This window comes from Actinoplanes subtropicus (assembly GCF_000721705.1).
GTDB lineage: Bacteria > Actinomycetota > Actinomycetes > Mycobacteriales > Micromonosporaceae > Actinoplanes > Actinoplanes subtropicus.
This window is the reverse complement of record NZ_JOJL01000020.1, coordinates 307178-329463: the sequence shown is the minus strand read 5'-3', so window position 1 is coordinate 329463 and position 22286 is coordinate 307178. Positions and strand designations below refer to the sequence as shown.

Here is a 22286-nt window from a genome sequence, read left to right as displayed (position 1 = left end):
GGCATGTTCGAGCACCGCTGGGCCCCGGTCGGCCACCGAGGGTGACGGCGCGTGCGGGGCGGCCGAAGGTCGGACGTGGTTACGCCCCGTTGGGTTGCGCGGCTCCGGGCGGCTGGCTTACGGACTCGGTGTCCCCCTCGGCGAGGGACCACGTCGTCCAAGAAGGATCGGTGTGGTCCCGGATGTCCGCTGCCTGGCGGTGGAGGCGCTCGGGCAGCGGGGCGCGGTCGAGGCGCTGCCGCTGCTGCGGGAGATGGCCGAGCACGACGACGCCCCGCTGTCGCCGGACACGCGGATGACCACGAACCTGAACCTGGTCAGCGAGATGGCCCGGCAGGCGGTCCGCGAGCTGACCCGGTAACGCGTCAGCCCAGGTCGTTGAGGCGGCAGAATGCCCGGTAGTAGCCGTACACACGGAACCCGATGGTGTGCTCGCGCGGCGCGTAGGTGACCACGTCGTCATGGTCGTGGTTCTTGACCCCGCACCGCGGGAACCGCAGGCCGGTCGACAGGTGCGTGGTCGGCTGACCCGGACCGGTCGATCGGGCGACCTCGTACCAGGACGGGGTAGCGGCCCGCTCCACACGAGTTTCCCGGAACAGCAGGTCCAGCGGGTTGTCGGTGCCGGCGTACCGGTCCCACATCATTTCCGCGACTTCGACGGTCTGGTCGGCCGGGCCGCCGCAGCAGGCACACACCGGTGGCCACACCACCGAGTCGCCGAGCGCGCTCACCTCGACCGTGAAGGACGGACCGGTTGTCTCCTGGTGCGCAGGGGCCTCGGCGGTGTCGTCGGCGGCTACGACCAGGTACGCCCGGCAGCCCCGGCAACGGACCGGCGTGTCCGAGGGGTGGGCCGGCTGCGCGGTGCCGCAGTTCACGCAGGTCCCCATGACGTGCCGACCGAACCGGGCGGTCCACGACAGCTGCCGCAGATCCTCTGCCGACGCCGGCCGGTTGGCGGTACGCGGGGGTGGGGTGGGACCGGGGTCGTCGGGGCCGTCGTAGCGCCACACCTCAGTGTTCGGCGGCAGGACCTTGACCGCGACAGCGTCGAGTTTGAGCGCTACCGCTGTCGCGTCCTCGTTGACCCACGTCGCGGTGGCGGCGGTCAGTCGCGTGCCGTCCAGCGCGTACACGGCGACCAGGTCCCCAGGTGCCACCGACTGCCGCAGGCGCCCACGGGTACCGAACAGCGCGGAGTCCGGCCGGCTGGAACTGACGACGTGGGACAGGACACAAAGGAATGTCGCCACGGACGGCTCCCATGATCGTTGGCGCAGGCCATCGTGCATCACCGAGAGGCGGGCGCGCAACCCGCAGTCGTTGAGAGGAATCCGTCTAGGACCTGGATACCCGCTGATGTGGCAGATCCGGGCGCCGCCAACGGGCTAAGCGGAGGTTACCAACTCGCCGCTGGGCCTGCGGGCATCGATGGCCGGCGTGTAGTCAGAGGTCTACGCGGCTCGGCAGCATGATCGGATACCCGATTGTGGGTGCCAAGAAGGCTGGCGCGTTTTGTGCGGTTTCGTAGCTATCCCCAAGCATGCGTCGCAGCCTTGACGCGTCCTGGTAGCGTCCCGGGAACTCGACTTTGTGTATCAGATTTTGGAGATACCTCAATGACCCCGTCCGACGCCAGCCCGTCGTCGGAGGCTGCGGCGCTGCGGGCGCGGAACCTGTTCGGCAAGGCGTTGGAGATCGACAACCCGGGCGCCCGGCTGGTCGTGATCGGTCTGGGCGATGCCGAGGACAACTCGCCGGGTTGGGTCGGGCGGGCCAGGCAGTTGGAAGAGCAGGGTGACCACCGCACGGCGTACCTGTGCCTGATCCGAGCCCTCGCTGTCAAAGAAGACGACGTCGGTCCGGACCGCTGGGACACCGCGTTGCGGCTCAACGACCTGGCTGAGTTTCTGGAGCGCCGAGAGCGCTTCGCCGAGGCCGAGGAGCTGTACCGCCGGGCGCTGACGGTGTTCCCGGCCACGGACTTCGGCACCGGCTTTCCGAGGAACACTCACCAGGCTCTGGCCCGGCTGGCCGAGGCTGCCGGTGACCAGGCGCGGGCGGAGCTGCACTGGCGCGGCGCCGTGAGTTGCTACCCTCCGGACGACCAGAGCTGGCGGCCAGGGGCCCGGCTCGCGCTGGGCGAATACCTGTACCGCTGGGGCCGATACGAGGAGGCGCTGGGCGAGATCCTGGCCGCTCGCGGACACTGGCTCACCGTCGGCTACACGGTCGACGTCGCCCGAGCCGACGCGGTCGCCGGCGTCTGCTTGATGGAGCTGGGGCGGTTCGCCGAGGCGATCCCGATTCTGAAGGAAGTCATCGTGGTACGCGACCTGGACGACCCCGACCACGAGGATGTCAAGTGGGTCGAGGACCACGTGGCGATCTGCGAGTCCTGGCTGTAGGCCACGCTTCCGGATCACAGCGATACCCGTTCTTTTCCGAACGCGCGTGCGGTCTCCGGTGTTGTGGTCGGTCGTATGCCGTCAGCTGGCTGTGGGGCGGCCACCGAGGTGGCAGCGACTGTTTGTCGACCCTCTCCCGCTGGTTTGCGACGAAGGTGGCCCGAGGACGCGGTCTGGAGCACGTCCGGTTCCAGCAGGACAAGGCACGACTGGCGCGTATTGAAGGCTGATCGAAAGGAGCGGGCCGAGTGGCCAGGCTGTTGTGTGTGTTGACGAGCCTCGTGGGCGAGACCCGGGAGTCGGCGAAGTTCCGCACCCGCGGACAGATCCGGGAAAAGGTCACCAAGGGCGACGAGGTTCTCCTGCGCGGGCTGGACGGCACCCTGGTCGGGTACGCGTCCGTCACCGCGGTGCTGCCCATCGGCCTGATCATCGCGCTTGCCCTGGACGGGCTAGCCGGCGCCGACGTGCCGTTGAGCGCCGAGGTCTGGCTGCCGGAAGGGGACCATGACCCCGGCCCGCCGACCCCGGCGCACACGATGAACCAGCCGGGCACGTCGCTGGCCTCGGTCGTCGCGACCTGCGTGGTCTGCGGCGCCAAGCAGCCGGCGCGGCCGTTCGCCGAGCCGCTACAGTGCCCACGCTGCCTGGCGTACCTGGTCGTCGGCTACGAGCAGACCCAGGAGCTCGGCCCGAATCAGCTCATGCCCCGGCCAACGCTGCTCATCCCGTTGCCGGCGCTCCCCGGGCAGATCGAGTGGCCGCAGATGTGCGCGTGCTGCGGCGGGCCGGCCGAGAAGACCGCCGAGGTGAGCACCACGGGGTCGATCCATCAAGCGATGACCGGGGGCGCACTCGACTTCATGTTCCGGGAGATCCCGGCCGTCCGGACGCTGAGCCCGTCGTGGTACGAGACTTACCGGTCGGTGGGCACCTCCGGGAGTGGCGGCCCGGCGCCCGGATGGGCGTTTCCCCTGTGCGGAGTGGACAACCCCGAACACCAGGATCCGGTCACGGTGTGGACGCAGGACGGCGCCCTCGGATTCCGGAGTTACCGCTACCACCGGGAGTTCTGCCGGGGCAACCGACTCAGCGACGGTCGATGATTTCGTGCGGTAGATCAGCCAGGAGCGGTCACCGGGCCGGTAGCGCACAGCCCGGCGACCGAGACCCGCACGGTGCCTTTCGCGGTCACCTTCACCACTGGTGTCTCGCCTTTCGGCGCCCAGGCGGTGGCCTTGTAGGCCTTCAGCGTCTGTCCGCACTCGTCGGCGAAGGAGATCCAGGCGGATGCCACCATCGCCGTATCGCATGCGATCATCAGACCCGAAACCGCTCTCCCAGACGATCGCACTGATCGTGGCAGCCTTCGTGGCCTTGGGCCTCGACCACAGGAGCCCGGCCGCCCCCGCATTTGCTGGCCGTCTCCGGGGCGCTCGCCGTACTGAACGTGGTCAAGATCCGGGCGTTGGTCCGCGGTGTCGCCGACGGCGGGATCGCACCGCGGGCCGCGGACAACGAATCGCAGCCACCGGCCGCGCCCGGCCTGGCGGTGCGCTACGACGCGCTTCCGGACGCCACCGGGTTGGCGCCCGCGGATGACGACTTCTGGTCCGCGGCATCCCGTGCCGGCGGCGACGCGGCTCTCCTGGAAACCCTGCCCACACTGGGCCGCCGCTGGGTCGAACTGCCCGCCGACGGCGATGTCACCGCGCTCCGCGCAAGCGTCCCCGTAGCCCGAACCCGCACCGCGCACCGCGTCGCCCTCTACCTTCCCGCCGACCCGGCCGCCCGCACCGCCGTCCAATCGAAGTGACCAACCGGCCGCGATCCACATAGGCAGACCTACACCACCCGGCCACGCGGTGCCGCTCAGGCGCCGCGACAACGCGAGTCAGGCGTCAGCCGCGCGCCGATGGACGCTCAGAGGTTGCGGTACGCGCCACGTAGGCATGCACGCCGCTCATCCACACTCGTACGCGCCGGCCACCTGGCGCGAACACAACGCTGCGTAGCGACCGATTCGCGGCTACTCCGAGTACCCGATCACGTCGGATTCACTGCCCGGGTGGGTAGCTTCGGGCTGATTCAGGCGTTCGGAGCCACTGTCGTGGCCGGCGCACCATCAGCCGCCGACCGTGGGTGAGGTAAGGCGGGCGCCGACTGGCAGGTGCGCGTCCAGCCGTTGCGCTTGCGGAAGGCGACTGTTCGGCGGATGGATGGGAACCTGTGCTGGTTGGCGAGACTTGGCGATGGTCCTACGATGCTGCGCGTGTGGACGAAGATCATCTCGCATCGCTTGGCGTTTCTCATCGGTGTGCTGGTGACAGCGGTCGTCCTCGCGGCGCTCACACAGGTGAAGATTTCGGCCGTTTCCGAGGTCAGCGCCATCCTGCTGTTCGTGTTGTGGTTGGGTCTACCCATCACCAGCCTCGTCGCACTCAACGCGCGCCATCCCGAGACGTTCCTGGTGCGTGACGGTGCCTTCACGACGCCGCCCAACGCCAACGCGATCCTGTCGGCCGGCATGGGCACCGTGCTGCCTGTGGCGGTCGCCGCCCTGGTCGGCATAGATGCGCGCTTCAGCAACGGCGTGACCTGGATCCAGATCGCCGCCGTGGTGCTGACGCTGCTACTTCTTCCGTTGCAGTGGCGCAGCGTGCTTGGACCGTTCGGCATGTTCCTGCGCCCCGACGGCGTGCTCGACCGGCAGCTCTTCGGCTCCGTCTTCGTGCCCTGGGAGGCTACCCCCACCGCAAAGCCGACAAAATCTGGCATAAACCTGCATATCGTACGCCCTGAACTGGTCGTACGACGCGGACTTCGACCAGGAACGACGATCCGGACCGGTGCCGACCGCGGCTTCACCGCCTGGGCGATCAACCTGTACGCGGCGCGGCCGGACTACCGCCCAGCGATCGGCACCGACGACGGACTACGTCAGCTCACATCCCGCTGAATCGGCAGCCGCACAGGGCAGCCCTGTCTCGTTGACCAAGGCTGGGCATCCGCACATCGGCAGTTGAGGAAGCGCTGCCCGACGCGAGTCGGTCACCCAGCGTGACGGACAGCAGGCGGTCGCCCCCGATCGGCGGCATGAGTGGGCGTCGCGGCGGCCGTGTGACCGAACAGGTCAGAAGACCACGTAGCAGTAGAGCCGCTTGTTGTCGGCGACGGCTCGCTGCGCCAAATCAGTGAGGGCGGCCAGGAACATCGTGAGGCTGTCCGCCGCGGTTGCGGCGAACTCTGTGCTCGCCCACTGCCGTGCCACCTGGGGCTGCGCCGCCGGTTTCAACGACGCCAAGGCGTCGCGGAGCGTGTCGGTAACTGACAGCACCATGCATCCATCGACGTCTTCCTCGGCCGGTGCGATCAGGGCAGCCTGCCGAGGATCGGCATTTACGTCGTCATACGAGCGGCCGGTGAGAATCTCTTCCAGCCGCGCCAGACTGGTCGGGTCGACACCCTTGCACTGCACCACGAGGGTCCCCGATTGTGCGATCTCGACCCGAGGCCGCGTCGCCTCATCCGGTGATACCTGGTACAGCGTCTTGCCGGCCGCGACATCCTCGGCCGTGCGATCGAGCAAACGCGGCTGCGAGTCGACGAAGTCCACGGCGGTCGCCGCCACACCGTCAGAGCCGGCGGCGAAGTAGTCGGTCAGAACAGACACCGGAGCATCATGGCACCCGCGCGAACGTACGCTCATCGGCTACTTGCACGTGATTGCCGGGACTTTTGCCTATTCCGGGCGAGCATGCGCCGGGGCCGGCGCGAGGATGAAGGCTTTCAGTTCGTCGCTGACGGTTACGCCCCTAGATCTGCGAGTCGGCGTCGACCTTGGAGAGTTTGGGCGCGCCACGGGGGCTTACGGCGGCAGGTGCAGCTTCCGGCGGACCGGGTGTCCGCTCATCGGCAGATTCGGGTGCGGGCCGCACCGGTGAAAGTCACGTTGTGTAGGCGCTCCTCGTCGATCGTCTGACGAGCGGCTTGCCACCACCTGGCATTCTCGACCCGGACGTTCATGGTGAGTCGGCGGCGGACGGGGGCCGGTCATGCGCATCATCCTCGCGTCCGTCGGGGCCGTCGCGTTGATCCTCGCGACACCGTCGGCCGCGCTGGCCAAGTCGGATTACACGGTGACCATCTCCGGACGGCAGATCCGGGCGGACACCACTGTCACGGTGACCGTCGCCATGGGCGACGACGCGGGCATCGACGATGGCACCGCGATGTGCCTGTTCCAGATCGTCGGCGACCACGCACCGGTCCCACACACGACGGTCGGTTACCCCACCTACGCCATCCCGGCCGGCAGCCGGCTGGTGAAGGTCGCCGACTGCCAGCGGCCGGCTCCCGACGCCGAGTGGGCCGGCCAGCCGGACTACTACTCCGGAAGCACGACATACAAACTCAAGGTGAGCTCAAACGGGTGGCTCGCGCTCGCGGCGTTCCGCGAAGAGGGTCACACCAGAGTGGACACCGGTGGTCCGATCCTCTCGAACATCGTACCCGCCGGCGGCTCCGCAAAGCCGGAAGCGGCCGCGGCCAAGGTGACTGTCACATCGATAAGCCCGCCGGATGGTGGCAAAGGACCCCCCCCGCACCGAGTCCCCTCGCGCCGAGAGCACCGAGTTCCCTAGCGACGACAAGCAGGCTGCCCCAACGGGCCGGCCGAGGCTGCGGTGGCTCGCCGCGGCGGCGATCGGGGGCCTTTTGCTCGGCGGCCTGGTCACCGGCGTCACGATGACCCTGAGGTCGCGCCGCGTCCGCAAACCCTGACGCCAGGACGGCGTCGAGGACTATTTGGCCAGGTCCAGGTCGATCTGCCGAGGATAGTTCCGGTAGCCGGCGCGCGGGGAACGCGGCCGCCATCGGAGTGCGCCCACCTCGCTGCTGGCGCGCATGCGCGGCACCTTCTCGTCCACGGTTCAGAGCCGGGCTACGGCCTGCTGCCTACGCTCCGTCGCGGACTGGACATCACGGACAGTAGCGCTCGATCAGCGGCAAAACCGTACGCACGACCGTGTGGACATCGGTGCCGTCAGCCGGATCGGTCCTCGCCGGTGATGTCAATGCGGAGGGCGACCGGGAGGCCGGCCGCGTCGACGTCGAGATGGACAGGAAAGAAGCCGTCACCGACGGAGGTCATCGCCATCAGGATGTCCGCGCCGTCGACCTGGATCACGCCGGCATCATGGTCGGAGGCCCGGACCAGGCTCATCACTTGCCAGCGGTGGGAATGGGGTCGGAAGTCGAAGGCGAATTTCGGGCCGCCGGGTTCGTTGCGGCGCATCTCGATCGCGAGCCCGCGCCGGTATGCCTCCGCCACCGGCAGATCGACCCATCCGTACCCGTCCTCGGCGGAGCCGGCGAGCCGGGGCGCGCCGAACTCAGCAGCGACCTTTTCTTGTCTCGGCCCCAAAGACCAGGTCGGCCAGCCCATCCAGCGACTGGACGTGCTCCCACGAGTTCAGCGCGTCGGCGAAAACGAATCGGGCCCTTTTCGACCCTGATTTCCCAGAATGTCCAGGAATCGGCCACCGGGGCGTGACCGAGCTCGACCCGCATCGACCGCCAGCCGTGCTCGCCAGGGACAGCGGTGACCGCCAGTGGCCACCTGGCCGGCACCTCGATCGACAACACCGGAACACCCGAGACGAGGAATCCCGGCTCGCGGGCCATGACCGCATGCCGGACCCGTTCCCGATGCGGGACCTGGTGCTCGAACGCACGAAGGCGCGCGTCGTGCCCGTGCCTCTGGCAGTGTTCGTTGAAGAGCGCAGTGAACTGGACAACACCGTGATCAGGAATGTCATACAACCGAGTGCCGGTCTGCCGATCGAAGGACTCGCCGGCCGCCTCGGCGTCCGGCCCCACGATGGCGAAATCGGTTGCCGGCTGCTCCTCGTCGTCCGGCACGCCGGCGCCGGACCACAACTCGAGGTAGCCCCCATCCATGATCACCAACTGTCCCGACGGGCACGTCACCTCGCCCAGCACCACGCCGACCGTCATGATCGTGGAGTCTACGGTCGGCAGGCCGAATGCGCGTCAGGCAATCGGATGGGCCCCGAGGAGGGTCAGGGCCAACACCTCGTAGCACTCAATCCGCGACCCGTCCGCTTGCCGAATTGTCGCGCCAGCCACGCCCAGTTCCTTTGTAGCGCCGCCCATCGTCGAGGACTGCCCGGGTCCGCACCGCCGGCCGGCGGGATGCGTACGTCAGCATCCCGCCCAGCTGTCTGGCCACCGTACCGTGATCAGGCCGGCGGGCGTTGTACCCGCAACCGGCCGCCGACCCCACGCGAGCACGAACAGTGACGGTCCCGCACAGCCGATGCACGTTCGACGCGGCAGATCCGGACGCGCCCCGCGACCAGTGCGAGGCGGTGTTCGCCGCTTGCCGTCCCGGCCTTGGCCTGCTCTGGTCGGGCTTCCGTGCCGGCCTCGGTGCTGCGGCTCGCAGTGGTCGCGGACGGACGGCGAACTACCGCTCCGGCACCGGGTTTGCCGGGGCGGGGAGCAGGTAGGACAGCACCCGATGGGCCTGCACTCGGTCGGGTCCGGTCAGCAGGGACGGATCCTCGCCCGCCAGCAGCTCGGTGGAGGTGACCGCGGCGGTCACGTCCTGCAGGCCCTCGATCGAGGTGACGAGGTGAACGACCGCCATCTTGCTGTCGATGGGGTGCCAGAGCACCAGGGTGCGGACCAGGCTCGGGACCTGGTGCAGAGCGGGCCGGATGCGGTCGCGGCCACCGCGGCGGGCGGCGGCGACGCGGGCGGGGCTCAGTGGCCCGTCGAAGTGGCCGACGAACGCGGCTTCCGCGCGCTGGGTCGAGGCGGGGCCGGTCACGTCGTCATCGATCTCGTAGATGTCGTCGCTGAGCAGGGTGAACGGTCGGGGGCCACGGGCGGCCCGGGATCTCTCGGACGCGAGTTCGGCGTCCTCCCGGGTGTGCCAGAGGGTCAGCATGGTGCCGGCGCCTTCGTCGTCTTGGAGCATCGCCAAGCCCGCGAATCCTGGATGTGCCGAGATCATGCTGGTCACCTGCGTGACGAGCTGATCCTGGTCGTCGGTTCGGGGACGCGCTGCCACGGTCTGCAGTCGTGCGAGCATGATGCCCACCTCCGGGTCGTTGGTACCGGCAATGGTGGGCTCGGCCGGGTGGTTGGGGCATCAGTGGGTGTACTGAGCTCAGCTACGTAGACCGGCACGTAGGGTCCAGGCGGCGACCTGGGTCCGGTTGGTCAGGCCGAGCTTCGTCAGCAGGTTTCGGACATGCGTCTCGACGGTCCGCTCGGACACCGCCAGCCGCTCCGCGATCGCCCGGTTGGCCAGGCCGTCGGCGACCAGCAGCGCGACCTGGCGTTCCCGGGCGGTCAGCGAGCCGGCCGCGTCGGGGGAGACGCCGGTGATCTCATGGATCAGGGTGGTCGCCGCGGTGAGGGTGGGTGCCATGCCCAGCCGGCGCGCGGTACGGGCGGCCTGTTCGAGCAGGGCGATCGTGCGCTCCTGATCGCCGCGGCCCGCGCGTGCCCGCAATACTCGGGCGTGGGCCAGCTGGGCCATCGCCCGTTCGGCCGGGGCGCCGACATGTTGCTCCATCGCCTCGGCGTTCTGCAGGTGCCGGATCGCCGTGTCGTGGTCGCCGCCCGCGCCGGCCAGGATCCCGAGGATGCGTGCGTACGCGCCGCGGTAGCCATAGCTGGAGGCCAGGTAGCCGTTCTCGTACGGCAGCAGCCGCCGGTAGCATCGGGTCGCGGTGGCGATGTCGTCGAAGGCTGCGGCCAGCTCGCCGGCGATCGCCACGATGGCCGACCAGCGGATGTTCATCGGCAGCGTGTCCAATGTCGGTACCAGGCGGGCGAACAAGGCGCGTGCGGTGTCGGCGTCGCCGGCCGTGAGCCGGTACTCGGCCGCGATCGCCAGCACTATCGGTCGCGGGTTGGTCTGCGCCGACGCAGTCAGATCCGGCTCGTCGTCGAACCGGCCGGTCTTGCGGCGGATGTCCAAGGTGTAGGCGATGTACTGGCCGTACATCGAGGGATCCTCGCACCGGTCGGCCAGCTCCCGGCCGGCGACGGCGAGTTGCTCGGCCTCGGCGAACCGGCCCGCCAGCATCGCCCGGGCGGCCTGTGCTCTGAGCAGGTGCCAGCGGGCCACCGGCCAACCCAGCCGCCGGGCCAGACTGGCCAGACCGGCGATCTCGGCGTCCGCTTCGGCCACCATGCCGCGATGCAGATTCCCGTCGATGCGCCACAGGTGCGACCAGAGCGCCGCGTCGGGGCGCCCGGCGACGCTGCCGATCCTACGGAGCCGTCCGCCCAGATCGACCCGCTCGGCGCCGGCGGCCGGCCCGCCGATGAGCTTCTCCCGCGCGTGCAACGCGTCGACCAGCGCCGTCGGATCGCTGCCGCGCTCCGCCAACTCCATGGCGCGGTCGGCCAGCGCCCCCACGTCCCGTAGCGCCTCGTCGTCCGGCGCTTCCTCGGTGGCCTCCGCGAGCGCCAGCGCCTGCTGGGCCAGCACCCGCGCGCGCAGGTCGCGGTCCCGATCATCCAGCAACGCCAGTGCCTGGGCGCACAGCTGAGCGACCACGCGGTTCGGCGGTTCGCCGCCGATGCCACGTACCACCAGCGCGGCCCTCGCCACGAGGTCGGCACGACCGAGCCCGGCGCCGAGTTCCGAGGCCGTGACGCAATGCCGCAGCGCCTGACTCACCTGAACCTCGACGTACTCGGCCTCGGCCAAACCCAGAAGCAACTCCGCGTGTTCGGCCGCGCCCAGTTCGGCACCGGCCACCAGCTCGACCGCCCTCCGGTACCAGTGCGCGGCATCCGCACAGTCCAGTGACCGCCCGGCCGCCTCGGCCGCGGCCGAGCAGGCGATGACCGCCTTCCGGCAGCTCTCGGCGTCCTCGGCGGCCCGAATCCGATGCCGAGCCACCTCACCAGCGTGGCCGGCCAACCCCGGCCGGGCCTCCAGCACATCGGCCGCACGGCGATGCCACCAGGTCCGATCGGCACGCACCAACCCGTCATACCGAGCCTGACGGACCAGAGCGTGAGCGAAACGCACCGTCGGAACGTCCGGGCCCTCGACCAACACGCCGGCCCGCACCGCTTCGGCCAGCCAATCGGCGACCTGTTCAGCACCCCGATCGGCCACCGCCGCGAGCAGCGGCACATCGAACTCGTCCCCGAGCACGCTGCACCCACCCAGCAGCCACCGGCACCCGTCACTGACCAGCTCGAGCCGGGCACCCGCCACCGACCGCGCCGACGCCGGCGCCGGCCGGGCCGCCGCCGAGCCGGCGAACTGGTCCTCAGCCACCAGCGTCCGCACCAACTCCCGGACCAGAAGCGGGTTCCCGCCGGTCATCCGGCTCACGTACGCCAGCCAGGACCCATCCACCCGCCGCTCGGCCACCGACCGCACGTACACGTCGATGTCCTGCACGGTCAGCGGCGGCAACTCCAGGGTCCAGGCGATCGGCAGAGCCGACACCGATCCCAGCCGGGACATGTCCCGGGTAGCTACGGCCACCAGCAAGCGTGAGCCCGGCAACTCGGCGCACACATGACGCAGCAACTGCACCGTCGCGTCATCCGCCCACTGCAGGTCATCCAGCATGACCAGCAGACCGGCCGGCGCCGCGGCCGCAACCAGCGCCCGCGCCGTGCGCTCCACCGCCACAAACCGAGCCTGCGCCGCCGGCCCACCACCGAGATCGAGCAACCCCGGCGACAGACCCAGCTCGTTCCCCTGCGCCAGCACGCGTAACCAAGGCCAAAACGCCGGTGCGCCCTCATCCGCTGCGGCCCGCCCAGCCAAGACCGGCATCCCGACACCTCTGGCCGACTCCGCCAGGCACGACAACATCGTCGTCTTGCCGATGCCGGCCTCACCCGACATCACCGCCAGCGCACTATTGCCGCCGGCAGCCTCGACAACCAGCCGACTCAGCTCCGCAAGCTGCCGGTCACGCCCGACCACAGCCAGACCCATGCACCGTATTGTGCGCCTCCACGCGCCTGCACCTTCCACACATCACCAGCGCCCAGGTAAGCGGCCACCGCCGCACGCAGCGCACGCTCGTCGGAGACATCGGCTTGATCGGGAACAGCGGAGCGGCATGGAAAGTAAGGTTGCCGGGTGGAACGCGACATTGTCCTGCGGCTGGATCGGGCAACCGCTGAAGACCTGTACGCGGTGCTGTATGAGCTCGGGGAACATGTCGCGGCCGGCGCGCCCGTCACTCCGATGACCGCCGAGGAGGCCGAGCGACTCGGACACGTTCTCCAGGACCTTGATCACTCACTCGGCCGCAAGTGCAATCCGTATTGCGATCACCTTGAGTGACGTCCGCGCGCTGGTCGCAGCGGCACGAGCGCGCGTCGAACATGGAGATCACGCTCGCTTTCGCCCGAGCTCCGTGGCTTCGGAAGCAGCCGAGTGCCCGTTCCCATTTCGGGTACGGGTAGCGGTCAGCTATGGCTCAACGGTGACCCGTCGGGCCACCATGTCGTTTCGTCCGCCGTCGCCCCACGGAGGTCAGCGCCGTCCAACACGGCCTCGGTGAAGTCGGTGCCTCGCAGATCTGTATTGCGAAGATTGGCGCCGGTGAGATTTGCGGCTGCGAACCTGATGTGCCACAGCACGCCGCCCTCCAGGTTGCCGTGGCGCAGGTCAGTGCCGGTGAGATCGGCGGTCAACCACTCCGTCGGATGGAGATCGGCCGAGTTCCAGCGACAAAGCACTGTCAGGGCCGTCTGGGCGTCGGGCCGGCGGACCCGCAAAGGGAGGTCGACGGCGGCGGTCTGCCCGTCGGAGGGCGGCCAGGGAGAGGTGAATCGGAGGTAGGCGGCGAGAACGTTGACGATATTGGGTCGGTCGTCGGCCGATTCGCGGGCGATGCGATCGAGGGCGTAGATCCCGCCGATCCGCACAGTTGTGTCAGTGTGGGCAAGTTGCTCGACGGCCTTGGTGTACCGATCGGTCAGTTGGCCCTCGCGCTGCACCATGAGCTGCTCGCGGGTGGCAGCGGCCGAGTGTTGCAGCTGGCGCCAGGCCAGGACGGCGCCGGACAACACAGCGATGGCACCCAGCGCCTGCAAGATCTGTCCGCGGATGGCATTGACGCTCGATGCGCGGTCGACGGGCGTCATGGCGGCCATCTTCGCGGCGCCGACGTCGACAGCGAGCAGCCAGGCCGGGAGTACGGTGACGATGGCAACCGCGCCCACGGCCGCAAGCCCGACGGCCGCAACGCGCCAGCGAGCCGCCATCTTCACGCCCTCCTTCGACGTGCGCACTCTATCGCGACGGCCGCCAAGCCAACGTATCGATAGCCCGAGCATCCGGCTGGCTTGCTTGCGCGGTCCTCCGCCCTCGCCCCATAGGGCACAACAGCACTGTCGGGAGCCATTTGCGCCGTCGGCTGCACGCCGGTCACACCTGTCCAGGCGCTGACCATAATGGAGTCATGCCGGATAGTCCGTCGTTGTCTCGCGTACGAGGCGCGGCGGTCGTGCTGGGGTTTCTGCTTGCCGCCGTGAGCTTTGCGCCGTGGTGGACTCGGCGGGTGGACGGCGGCGCGGCTTCGGCCTGGACCGGTCCGTATTTCTCCTGGCTTGCGGTGTTGCTGTGTCTGACGGTGGTCGGCGGCTGGGCATTTGCCCGGCGGGGGCCCGGCAACCGGTGGACGGTGGCGGGCATCGTCGTGGCCCTCGCTGTCGCAGGGTGGGGATGGCTGTCCGAGATCGCCCGCGACCACGCCACCGAGGGCGACGGGTCGCATCAGCTTGCCTGGGTTCTGCAGGATCAGGGGGCCGGCACCGGGCCGGTCGGTGACCCGTACGACGTCGCCTGGGGTTTGCCGACCGGCGTGTGCCTGATGGTTCTGCTGCTTGCCGCCGTCGCCGCCGCGGGCAGGCTGCGCCGAGGCCGCTGATCCACCGCCGGGTGAGTCACCGTCGCAGGTCGGCGACCTCGTCCAGCCGTTCGAGTTTGCGGGGGTTGCGCATCGCGTACATCTGGGTGATCCGGCCGTCCTCGATGACGAACGAGATGGCCGTGTCGTTCTCGCCGCCGGGGTCGATGCGTGCCGCGATGCCGCCGTTGAGGTCGACGATGTAGGCCGTGGCGCCGGGGACGAGCTCGGCGAAGCGGGCCATCACCGGGGCGAGCTTCGCGGCGCCGCGTACCGGCTTCGGGATTGTCGGGGCCAGGCCGCCGCCGTCGCCGACGACGAGCACGTCGGGGGCCAGCACCTCGAGCAGTCCGGGCACGTCGCCGGTGGTCATCGCGGCGAGGAACCGCTCGACCACCCGCTGCTGTTCGGTGCGGCTCACCGACATCCGCGGCCGACGGGCGGCCACGTGCTTGCGAGCCCGCGCGGCGATCTGGCGCACCGCCGCCGGCGACTTGTCCAGGGCCGCGGCGATCTCGTCGTACGGCACGTCGAAGACCTCGCGGAGCACGAAGACCGCGCGTTCGGTCGGGAGCAGCGTCTCGAGAACCGCCAGCATGGCGATCGACACGCTTTCCGCGAGCTCGACGTCCTCGGCGACGTCCGGGCTGGTCAGCACCGGCTCGGGCAGCCACTCGCCGACGTACTCCTCGCGGCGGCGCGCGAGCGTGCGCAGCCGGTTGAGGCAGAGCCGGGTCACGATCCGTACGAGGTACGCCCGAGGTTCCCGGACCTCGCCGCGCTCCGCTTCGGCCAGCCCCGCCCACCGCAACCAGGTCTCCTGCACCACGTCCTCGGCGTCGGCCGCCGAGCCGAGCATCTCGTACGCGACCGTGAACAGCAGGCTGCGGTGGGCGATGAAGGGGTCCTCGCTCATGAGGCGGACGCTACTCGCGGCCGCTCGGCCAGTGGCTTCAGGCCGCACGCCGCGGCGAAGCCGTCGGACTCGATGCCGAGCGCCACGTTGCCGCGCGTGCTCATGTTCGCGAAGGCGATCACCGTGGTGAGCTCGACGACGGCGGCCGGTCCCAGCTGGGCGTGCAGCCGGTCCACCAGGTCGTCGGTCACGGTCGGCGGTGTCTGGCTCATCGCCTCGGCGTACTCCAGAACGTCTCGCTCCAGCGCGGTGAAGACGTCCGCCTCCCGCCACCGCGGGATCTCCCGCGCCTTCTCCACGTCGAGCCCCTTGTTGCGGGTCTCGAAGTAGTTGAAGTCCAGGCACCAGGTGCAGCCGACCAGCGAGGCGACCGCCATGTGGGCGAACGACTTCAGGCTCTCGTCACAGGCGTCCCACTTCTGCAGCTTGCCGCCCAGGCCGAAAGTGGCGAACAGCACCCTGGGGTGGTGCCAGTAGATGCCCAACGCGGTCGGCACCTTGCCGAGCTTCTTCCCGATCATCCACTTGATCAGCGTTCCCTTCGCGCCGGTGATCTCGGCCGGCGCAATCCGGGTCGTGTGCACGATGTCGCCTCCTGTGTCGATGGCTGTGTCGACGGGTGGTGGACCGTCGCGCCATGGAGACACCGGCCGCCCGGCACATGTGACACCGAACCGGCGGGTCACTCGTCGAGGGAGATGGCACGCTTCGCGCGCTCGCCGGACTCCTCCGACGCGCCCCGGCCCGGGTTCTCGGTGGCCAGTGCCTGGTTGAGGGCGACGAACGGGCGCATCCGCCGCTCGTACCCGGCAAGGCCTTTGACCTGGTCGCCGCCGGCCGCGGCCAGTTCGGCGGCGACGACTTCGAGTCCGGGTCGCCTCCGGCTGGTCGCCGGCTCGTCGGGCCTGGTCGGCATCGCCGCCCGGGCGCTCGGCGTGGCGACGTACTACCTTCTCGCGCTGTCGACGACGGGCGGGCGGTGCCGCAGGCGTACGCGGGAAGTAATAGCGTCACCACGCTCGCCGGCTACGTCAACGGGCAGAAGATCGGACCCGTACAACCTTTCGAGGCCGTTCTCCGTCTAGTGGTGGACATCGGCGGGGAGAGGCGATGACCGAAGATCAAGAGCATGACTATTTGGCGTACGCGTCGGGGCGAATTCCCGCGCTGAGACGCCTGGCCATCCTGCTGTGCGGCGACGACGACCAGGCCGACGACCTGGTGCAGGAGACGATCACCAAGTTGTACGCGGTCTGGCGAAGTAGTAGCCCTGGCCGAGTTGACAGCCGCTGTCGCGAAGCGGCCCGCACTGTTCCAGCGATTCGATGCCCTCGGCGACGGTGGACAGACGCAGGGTCCGGGCCAGGTGCACGATCGCTCCGGTGAGCGAGGACTCGGGCGTCTCGGTGGCGACCGCGTCGACGAACAGCTTGTCGATCTTCAGGATGTCGATCGGGAACCGGCGCAGGTAGGCCAGCGACGAGTAGCCGGTGCCGAAGTCATCGATGGCCAGCCGGACCCCAAGCGCCTTGAGCTCCTTCAGCCGGGTGACGGTGGTTTCAACGTCGTCGACCAGTAGCGACTCGGTGAGCTCCAAGGTCAGACAGGGGCCGGTCAGGCCGGTGTTGGCTAGCACTTCGGCGACGAGCTCCGGCAGGTGCGGTTGCTGCAATTGGCGGGCGGACAGGTTGACGCTGATCGACACCGGGTCGGCTGCGGCCCGCCTGCGGTTCCACTCCGCGGTCTGCCGGCAGGCCTCGCGTAGCACCCAGGTTCCGATCGGCACGATGAGGCCGGTTTCCTCCGCGAGCGGGATGAAATCCAGTGGCGGTACCATCCCGGGCTGGGATGCATCCACCGGACGAGTGCCTCGAAGCCGCTGACCCGGCTGGAGTGGAGCGCGACGATCGGCTGGTAGCGCAGGACGAACTCGCCGCGGTCGACTGCCAGCCGCAGGTCGCTCTCCAGGTCGGCGCCCTTCTTCAGGGTCGCGTGCATGACCGGCTCGAAGACCTCGAAACGGCCCTTGCCTTTCTTCTTCGCGGTGTGCAACGCCAGATCGGCGTACTGCAGCAGCGTCTCGGCGTCCTGCTGGCCGACGGCGCCGAACGCGATGCCGATACTCGCGTCGATGACGACGTCCCGGCCGTTGATCGGGAATGCCTCGCGGAGGACCTGCAGCACCCGGCTGGCGACGATGACCGCCCGATCCCGCAGTTCCACGTCGTGCAGGAGCATCGCGAATTCGTCGGCGCCGAGCCGGGCCACCGTGTCGGTCGTCCGCACGCAACCACGCAACCGCTCGCCGACGGCGGCAAGGAGCTTATCCCCGACCGCGTGGCCGAGGGAGTCGTTCACGCCCTGGAAGCGGTCGAGATCCACTGTCAGGACCGAGGTCCTGGTCTGATCCCGTTCCGCGCACGCGAGAGCATGGGCCAGCCGGTCGTTGAACAGTGCCCGGCTCGCCAGGCCGGTCAACGGGTCGCGGAACCCTTGTGCCAGGCCGTCCATCGCGCGGGCGTCGGCGATCGCCAGGCCGACGTGTTCAGCGAAGGTGGCCAGCATAGCCTGGTCGGTGGTGCTGTAGGCCCCGTCCGGGCCGGCGGGACGCCACGGACAGGCTGCCGATCGCCGTGCCGCCGTCCCTGACGGGTGCGGCCATCGCCGCGCGCACGCCGTTCTCGGCCAGCTCCTGGATACCGTTCAGTGAGTGGTCGTAGCAGTTGATCACCACGACCTCGTCTCGGAGAATCGCCTGACCCGCGGCGCCGCATCCGTCGAGGGGCATGCGCCACGACTGCCACGCCACCCGGTCCGGCATGCCGTAGGCCGATGCCAGTTGCAGCATGCTGGGGTCGGTTCGATCGCGAAGCCGCAGGCTGCCGATCTCGTCGCCGAGCAATCCATGCGCGCCTGCCGTCACTGCGTCGAAGACCTCTTGCAACGACGCCCGTCGCATCGCCGCTTGCTGCACGGCAAGGACCCGTTCCAACAATTGCACCCGCGAACCCAGCAGCAACACCGTCTCCTCCGGCGTCGCCGGCGAGGTCCGACTAATTGCCTCCGGCTCGTGGACATTGCGCACGCTCTTTCGTTCGGCAGTCCGGCCGGGGATCGAAGTGTGTCCTGCCATTCAGGCGGCCGAGGCGACGGGTTCGGCGGGTTTCGCCGCGATGCAGACGCCGAGCCGCCCGCGCTTGGCGACGTACATGGCGGCGTCGGCCTGGTGCAGCAGTACCTCGAGGTCGTCACCGTGCTCGGGGAAGACGGCCACGCCGATGCTGGCCCCCACTTCCGCAGGCTGCCCGTCGAGCTGGAGCGGTTGCCGGATGGATTCAAGGACCCGCCGGGCCACGTCGGCTGCGTCGGCTACCGAGGTGACGTTCGGCAGCACGATTGCGAACTCGTCGCCGCCGAGGCGGGCGATCGTGTCGGTTTCGCGGATGCATTCGTTCAGCCTGCCTGCCACGTGCTTCAGCAGCAGGTCGCCGCTGTGGTGTCCGAGGGTGTCGTTGACCTGCTTGAAGCCATTGAGATCGAGGGCAACTAGGCCGACCGGCTGGCGGGTCCGGGCCGCTATGCGTAGCGCCGGTTCTGCCCGGTCGTGAAACAGCACGCGGTTGGCCAGCCCAGTGAGCGCGTCGTGCGTGGCCTGGTGGTGGCTGTTCTCCGCGGCACGCTCGACTCGCCGCTGGTAGCCGACCAGAATCGCTGCGCACAGCGCGAACGTACCGAGGTCGACGGTGATGATCGCCACGGCGGCGGAGCGCAGGGCCCGGTTCCGCCCATCCACCGCGGCCAGGTAAGCCTCGATCTCGCGGCGCTGGCGCTCGACGTTCGCGACCGAGGTGCGGCGCAGCCCGGCGAACTCCAGCGCGGCCGGCTGGACGTTGGCGACGACCTCGGCCTGCCGGTTTTGCTCGCCCGCCGTCACGACGGCGCGCAACGTGTTCTCATACCTCGCGTAGTCGCGGCGGATCTGGACGACCTGGAAGGCCTCCTCATTCCCGTTGTTCCCGGCCAGCCAATTGAGATTCGGGTCGGCCGAGCCGATCGCGGCGAGCAGCGCGGTGCGGTCCAGCTCGGTCCCGGTCGCCAAGTAGGCGTTCAGCGCCTCGTCCTCCTCGCTGAGGTCGACGAAGACGCTTTCCCACGCGCTGACCACCTCGTTCGAGGCCCGGACCCGGGCGGTGGCCTGCTGCGTGCTGCGGGTGCCGCCGATCGCCAGCGTCGCCAGCGTGGCGATACCGACGGCGAGCCCGGCCATGGCGCCGCGGCGGATGCCTCGGCGAGATAGCCAGTTCGTGCTCATGATCACCGTGTTTCGCCGGGGCTCGTGCGGCCCGTGTCCGATCCCGTTCGGCGCAGGCGGCGTGGCCTTGAGGCCTACGGATGGGCAGTCAACCCGTCAGTCGTAGGTCGGCGAGGCCGTTGAATGTCTTGATCAGGTGGTCCGTGCTGGCAACAGCAGCAATAGGTGGACGCCGTTACTCGGAGAGCCTCGTTGTCGTGCCGCAGCAGGAACAAGGTCAGCACCACCGCCCGTTGCAGGCCCGGGACCTTGCGTCGGCCGGTCTTCGGTTGCCAGTCGCCCACAAGGGTGGACACCGCCAGAATCCGGCCAGCGAGTTCGTCCGGATACAGCCCGGTCATACGCTCACTACGCGGCGGCCGTCCACCGAGGTCTTCCTGAATCCGCACAACCCGGGCGAACCCCACCGGACGACCGCCCTTACGCATCGTCACCCTCACGCGGGACCACGCACCAGCCTCCGCCAGGTTTCTGAACAGGGCTCCCAAAGCGTCTTTGCTCCCGACCGCTGTCGGGGCCGGCGCACGTTCATGGCGCGACGGACACCAGACCCCGTGGCGGTCATTCGGCAGTTGGCCAGGCAAGGGGCGGCCGGGTGGTCCGGTTCAGCCGACACGGCTTCGCGTCGGATCCGCTGTTCGGGCGATGTGGTTGGTGGCTGTTGCCGTGCTGGGTTCGCTGATGGGTGCGGTGGGCATGGTGAACCAGAAGCGGGTGCCGCCGCCGGGGTTGTCCGATGCGCCGATCCTTCCGCCGTGTCTTTCGACGATGCGCTGGCAGATGGCCAGGCCGAGGCCGGTGCCGGTGTAGCCGCGGGCGTGGTCGCTGCAACGGTGGTAGGAGGTGAAGATGTGCGGCTTGTCGGCAGCGGGGATGCCGATGCCCCGGTCGGCGATCTCGACGCGGATCCAGTCCTGATCGCCCTGGCGGGAGTGGGCGGAGATGTCGATGCGGGCCGGCCGGCCCGGCAGGGTGTATTTGATGGCGTTGCCGATGAGGTTGTCCAGCAACTGCCTGGCCATGCTGGCGTCGGCGTGCACGACGGGCAGCGGGCCGAGGTAGATGTCCGGGAACAGCGTGGGGTCACCGCCGGTACGCAGGTGCGCGGTGCGTTCGGCGATCACCTCGCCGACGACCTCGTTGAGATCGACCGGTCCCAGGTCGATGCGGCCGTCGCGGGCGGTGGCGTAGACGAGGATGTCGTCCACCAGCCGGTGCATCCGCTCGATGCCAGCGACCAGGCGGGAGGCGGTGGGGCGCAACGCCGCCGGGTCGGCTTCGGCGCGTAGGCTGTCCTCGAGCAGTTCGGCGAAGCCGGCGACAGCGGTCAGCGGGGACTTGAGGTCGTGAGCGGCGACCTTGGCGAAGGCGCGCAGGTCGGTGATCGTGGCGGCCGTCCGGGCGTCTGCCGCCGCGCGGTCGGTGATGTCGTGGATCGTGGCCATCGCGCGGGGAACACCGGTCTCGTCCGGCAGCGGGAAAGCAGAGACACTCAGCGTAACCGCGTCCGGCTGATCCGGGTGGCGCAGCAGCATCTCGACCTGTTCGCAACGGTCGCCACGCAACGCCCGTGTCCAAGGCAATTCCTCGGCGGGGAACGGCGTGGCGTCGTCGGGCAGGTACAAATCGGCGCCCAGCATCTTCTCGGCGGCCGTGTTGCGTACCACGGGGTCGCCGCTTCCATCGACGACGAGCACACCCACGTCGATGCGGTTGATGACTGCTTCCAGCATGGTTGCCCTGGCCCGTGACCGCGCCCCGGCGGCGGTGAGAGCGGCGATGTCGGCGCGGTGCCGGCCCACGGCAACCAACCCGGCAACCACTAAGGCGAGTAGGCAGCCGAGTACGACAGCGGGGCGCTGATCGACCGTAAGAGCAGCGGCCGCCACGATCGTCAGCACCACGGCGCAGCGCACGGCAGTCAATCTCAGAATCATGCGAGGTGCGTCGGCACGGCGGCCCAAAACCTGACCGTTTTCCATCGTCGACTTTCCTGGCCGCGCTGCACCCCACATGCAACCGGAACTTTGCTTTCGGCACGCCTGTCCAGGCCGATGACCCCGGGCCGAGTGAGCCAGACGAGCTACCAGCATCAGGAGGTTTCCGAATGAACTTGGCCTACGCTAACCCCTACGAGTGCACCGGCCCCGCCGTCAGGGCCCTGAGCCTGGTTCCGGCACCGCAACCGGCAACACCGGCGATCTTGATCGCCGACGACGATGACGACGTCCGCGACGCGATCGCGTTCAACCTGCACATGTCCGGGTTCGACACGATCGGCGTCGGCGACGGTCAGACGGCGCTCGACATCGCCCTACGGCAACGCCCACGCATGATCATCCTCGACGTAACCATCCCGTACCTCGATGGCCTCAGGGTCTGCCATGAACTACACGCTCACCCCAACACCGCTCAGATCCCGATCATGATGGTCAGCGGGCACGGGCAGCCAGACGACGTCGACCGGGGTTACGCCGCCGGCGCGGACGACTACCTGGTCAAACCATTCCGTCAGGCCGAGATGCTGCGCCGCGTGAACTGGCTGCTGCAATCCTGCGGCAGATAGCCTCGCGTCTCCGAGTCCACGGGGCGCCCGCCTCGACCAGGCGGCGATCGACGCCAGCGTCAATGACCCTGAGCACCCGTCCGATACGATTCATTCGCGTACCCGCGGCGCCCGGCACGAGTAGCGTGCAGGGCCCGGCACCCGG

Annotated in this window: 23 protein-coding genes and 1 pseudogene; 10 read left to right on the top strand and 14 right to left on the bottom strand. The window is 69.2% G+C overall.

Annotated elements, in window-relative coordinates:
* The first annotated feature begins 172 nt into the window (after nucleotides 1-172).
* On the top strand, nucleotides 173-361 hold the full coding sequence (locus IH26_RS0126775; RefSeq protein ID WP_030439004.1) for a HEAT repeat domain-containing protein: 189 nt from the start codon (nucleotides 173-175) through the stop codon (nucleotides 359-361).
* Nucleotides 362-365: 4 nt separating this feature from the next.
* On the opposite strand, the gene IH26_RS0126770 is transcribed toward IH26_RS0126775, so the two are convergent.
* Complete coding sequence (locus IH26_RS0126770; RefSeq protein WP_157437412.1) at nucleotides 366-1256, bottom strand: hypothetical protein; 891 nt, start codon at nucleotides 1254-1256, stop codon at nucleotides 366-368.
* Between the two features lie 366 nt (nucleotides 1257-1622).
* Between IH26_RS0126770 and IH26_RS0126765 the strand changes: the two genes are divergently transcribed.
* Together IH26_RS0126765 and IH26_RS0126760 are read left to right on the top strand one after the other, a co-directional pair.
* Nucleotides 1623-2411 (top strand): tetratricopeptide repeat protein, encoded by a 789-nt coding sequence (locus tag IH26_RS0126765; RefSeq protein WP_030439002.1) that lies wholly within the window; start codon nucleotides 1623-1625, stop codon nucleotides 2409-2411.
* 266 nt (nucleotides 2412-2677) lie between these two features.
* The gene (locus tag IH26_RS0126760; RefSeq protein ID WP_030439001.1) at nucleotides 2678-3517 is read left to right on the top strand and encodes a hypothetical protein; all 840 of its coding nucleotides are present in this window, start codon (nucleotides 2678-2680) and stop codon (nucleotides 3515-3517) included.
* Nucleotides 3518-3531: 14 nt separating this feature from the next.
* Here the strand turns inward: IH26_RS0126760 and IH26_RS0126755 are convergent, their stop codons facing one another.
* Nucleotides 3532-3711 (bottom strand): hypothetical protein, encoded by a 180-nt coding sequence (locus IH26_RS0126755; RefSeq protein ID WP_030439000.1) that lies wholly within the window; start codon nucleotides 3709-3711, stop codon nucleotides 3532-3534.
* A 150-nt stretch (nucleotides 3712-3861) separates the two neighbouring features.
* On the opposite strand from IH26_RS0126755, the gene IH26_RS0126750 reads away from it, so the two are divergent.
* Together IH26_RS0126750 and IH26_RS0126745 are read left to right on the top strand one after the other, a co-directional pair.
* Complete coding sequence (locus IH26_RS0126750) at nucleotides 3862-4227, top strand: hypothetical protein (protein WP_157437411.1); 366 nt, start codon at nucleotides 3862-3864, stop codon at nucleotides 4225-4227.
* A gap of 456 nt (nucleotides 4228-4683) precedes the next feature.
* Nucleotides 4684-5370, top strand: coding sequence for a hypothetical protein (locus tag IH26_RS0126745; protein WP_157437410.1), 687 nt, complete (start codon nucleotides 4684-4686; stop codon nucleotides 5368-5370).
* Between the two features lie 174 nt (nucleotides 5371-5544).
* Here the strand turns inward: IH26_RS0126745 and IH26_RS0126740 are convergent, their stop codons facing one another.
* A complete protein-coding gene (locus IH26_RS0126740) occupies nucleotides 5545-6084 on the bottom strand; it encodes a hypothetical protein (protein ID WP_030438997.1) in 540 nt (179 codons plus the stop codon).
* 382 nt (nucleotides 6085-6466) lie between these two features.
* Between IH26_RS0126740 and IH26_RS0126735 the strand changes: the two genes are divergently transcribed.
* Nucleotides 6467-7054 carry a hypothetical protein gene (locus tag IH26_RS0126735; RefSeq protein WP_030438996.1) on the top strand — a complete coding sequence of 196 codons (588 nt, stop codon included), beginning with the start codon at nucleotides 6467-6469 and terminating at the stop codon, nucleotides 7052-7054.
* A 401-nt stretch (nucleotides 7055-7455) separates the two neighbouring features.
* Here the strand turns inward: IH26_RS0126735 and IH26_RS62245 are convergent, their stop codons facing one another.
* The 3 genes from IH26_RS62245 to IH26_RS0126715 form a co-directional block, all read right to left on the bottom strand.
* The gene (locus tag IH26_RS62245; protein WP_211268753.1) at nucleotides 7456-7857 is read right to left on the bottom strand and encodes a hypothetical protein; all 402 of its coding nucleotides are present in this window, start codon (nucleotides 7855-7857) and stop codon (nucleotides 7456-7458) included.
* Between the two features lie 1044 nt (nucleotides 7858-8901).
* Entirely contained in the window at nucleotides 8902-9531 is a 630-nt protein-coding gene (locus tag IH26_RS58280; RefSeq protein WP_157437409.1) for a hypothetical protein, read from the bottom strand.
* A 78-nt stretch (nucleotides 9532-9609) separates the two neighbouring features.
* Complete coding sequence (locus tag IH26_RS0126715) at nucleotides 9610-12423, bottom strand: ATP-binding protein (RefSeq protein ID WP_084599083.1); 2814 nt, start codon at nucleotides 12421-12423, stop codon at nucleotides 9610-9612.
* Nucleotides 12424-12570: 147 nt separating this feature from the next.
* On the opposite strand from IH26_RS0126715, the gene IH26_RS0126710 reads away from it, so the two are divergent.
* A complete protein-coding gene (locus tag IH26_RS0126710) occupies nucleotides 12571-12777 on the top strand; it encodes a hypothetical protein (protein WP_030438993.1) in 207 nt (68 codons plus the stop codon).
* A gap of 125 nt (nucleotides 12778-12902) precedes the next feature.
* Here the strand turns inward: IH26_RS0126710 and IH26_RS0126705 are convergent, their stop codons facing one another.
* On the bottom strand, nucleotides 12903-13703 hold the full coding sequence (locus IH26_RS0126705; RefSeq protein ID WP_245665539.1) for a pentapeptide repeat-containing protein: 801 nt from the start codon (nucleotides 13701-13703) through the stop codon (nucleotides 12903-12905).
* Between the two features lie 242 nt (nucleotides 13704-13945).
* Between IH26_RS0126705 and IH26_RS0126700 the strand changes: the two genes are divergently transcribed.
* The gene (locus IH26_RS0126700; RefSeq protein WP_157437408.1) at nucleotides 13946-14368 is read left to right on the top strand and encodes a hypothetical protein; all 423 of its coding nucleotides are present in this window, start codon (nucleotides 13946-13948) and stop codon (nucleotides 14366-14368) included.
* A gap of 16 nt (nucleotides 14369-14384) precedes the next feature.
* Here IH26_RS0126700 and IH26_RS0126695 read toward each other — a convergent pair whose 3' ends face one another.
* The 3 genes from IH26_RS0126695 to IH26_RS0126685 form a co-directional block, all read right to left on the bottom strand.
* Entirely contained in the window at nucleotides 14385-15263 is an 879-nt protein-coding gene (locus IH26_RS0126695) for an RNA polymerase sigma-70 factor (protein WP_030438990.1), read from the bottom strand.
* Nucleotides 15260-15847 (bottom strand): carboxymuconolactone decarboxylase family protein, encoded by a 588-nt coding sequence (locus tag IH26_RS0126690; RefSeq protein ID WP_030438989.1) that lies wholly within the window; start codon nucleotides 15845-15847, stop codon nucleotides 15260-15262. The genes IH26_RS0126695 and IH26_RS0126690 overlap by 4 nt, the downstream gene beginning before the upstream one ends.
* A gap of 98 nt (nucleotides 15848-15945) precedes the next feature.
* Nucleotides 15946-16179 carry a hypothetical protein gene (locus IH26_RS0126685; RefSeq protein ID WP_030438988.1) on the bottom strand — a complete coding sequence of 78 codons (234 nt, stop codon included), beginning with the start codon at nucleotides 16177-16179 and terminating at the stop codon, nucleotides 15946-15948.
* Between the two features lie 194 nt (nucleotides 16180-16373).
* On the opposite strand from IH26_RS0126685, the gene IH26_RS64615 reads away from it, so the two are divergent.
* Nucleotides 16374-16649 carry a hypothetical protein gene (locus IH26_RS64615; protein WP_157437407.1) on the top strand — a complete coding sequence of 92 codons (276 nt, stop codon included), beginning with the start codon at nucleotides 16374-16376 and terminating at the stop codon, nucleotides 16647-16649.
* Here the strand turns inward: IH26_RS64615 and IH26_RS54055 are convergent.
* From IH26_RS54055 to IH26_RS0126665, 4 genes and pseudogenes are all read right to left on the bottom strand, one after another.
* A pseudogene (locus IH26_RS54055) lies at nucleotides 16573-17774 on the bottom strand (putative bifunctional diguanylate cyclase/phosphodiesterase); the annotation flags it as partial. The gene IH26_RS64615 and the pseudogene IH26_RS54055 overlap by 77 nt on opposite strands.
* 34 nt (nucleotides 17775-17808) lie before the next feature.
* Nucleotides 17809-18348 carry a GAF domain-containing protein gene (locus IH26_RS0126675; RefSeq protein ID WP_030438987.1) on the bottom strand — a complete coding sequence of 180 codons (540 nt, stop codon included), beginning with the start codon at nucleotides 18346-18348 and terminating at the stop codon, nucleotides 17809-17811.
* A gap of 48 nt (nucleotides 18349-18396) precedes the next feature.
* Nucleotides 18397-19530: a GGDEF domain-containing protein gene (locus IH26_RS56140; RefSeq protein WP_030438986.1), complete on the bottom strand. Its 1134-nt coding sequence runs from the start codon at nucleotides 19528-19530 to the stop codon at nucleotides 18397-18399.
* A gap of 650 nt (nucleotides 19531-20180) precedes the next feature.
* Nucleotides 20181-21557, bottom strand: a complete 1377-nt coding sequence (locus IH26_RS0126665; RefSeq protein ID WP_169789824.1) for a sensor histidine kinase — start codon at nucleotides 21555-21557, stop codon at nucleotides 20181-20183.
* Nucleotides 21558-21682: 125 nt separating this feature from the next.
* Between IH26_RS0126665 and IH26_RS0126660 the strand changes: the two genes are divergently transcribed.
* Nucleotides 21683-22141, top strand: coding sequence for a response regulator (locus tag IH26_RS0126660; RefSeq protein ID WP_051808524.1), 459 nt, complete (start codon nucleotides 21683-21685; stop codon nucleotides 22139-22141).
* The last annotated feature ends 145 nt before the right edge of the window (nucleotides 22142-22286 follow it).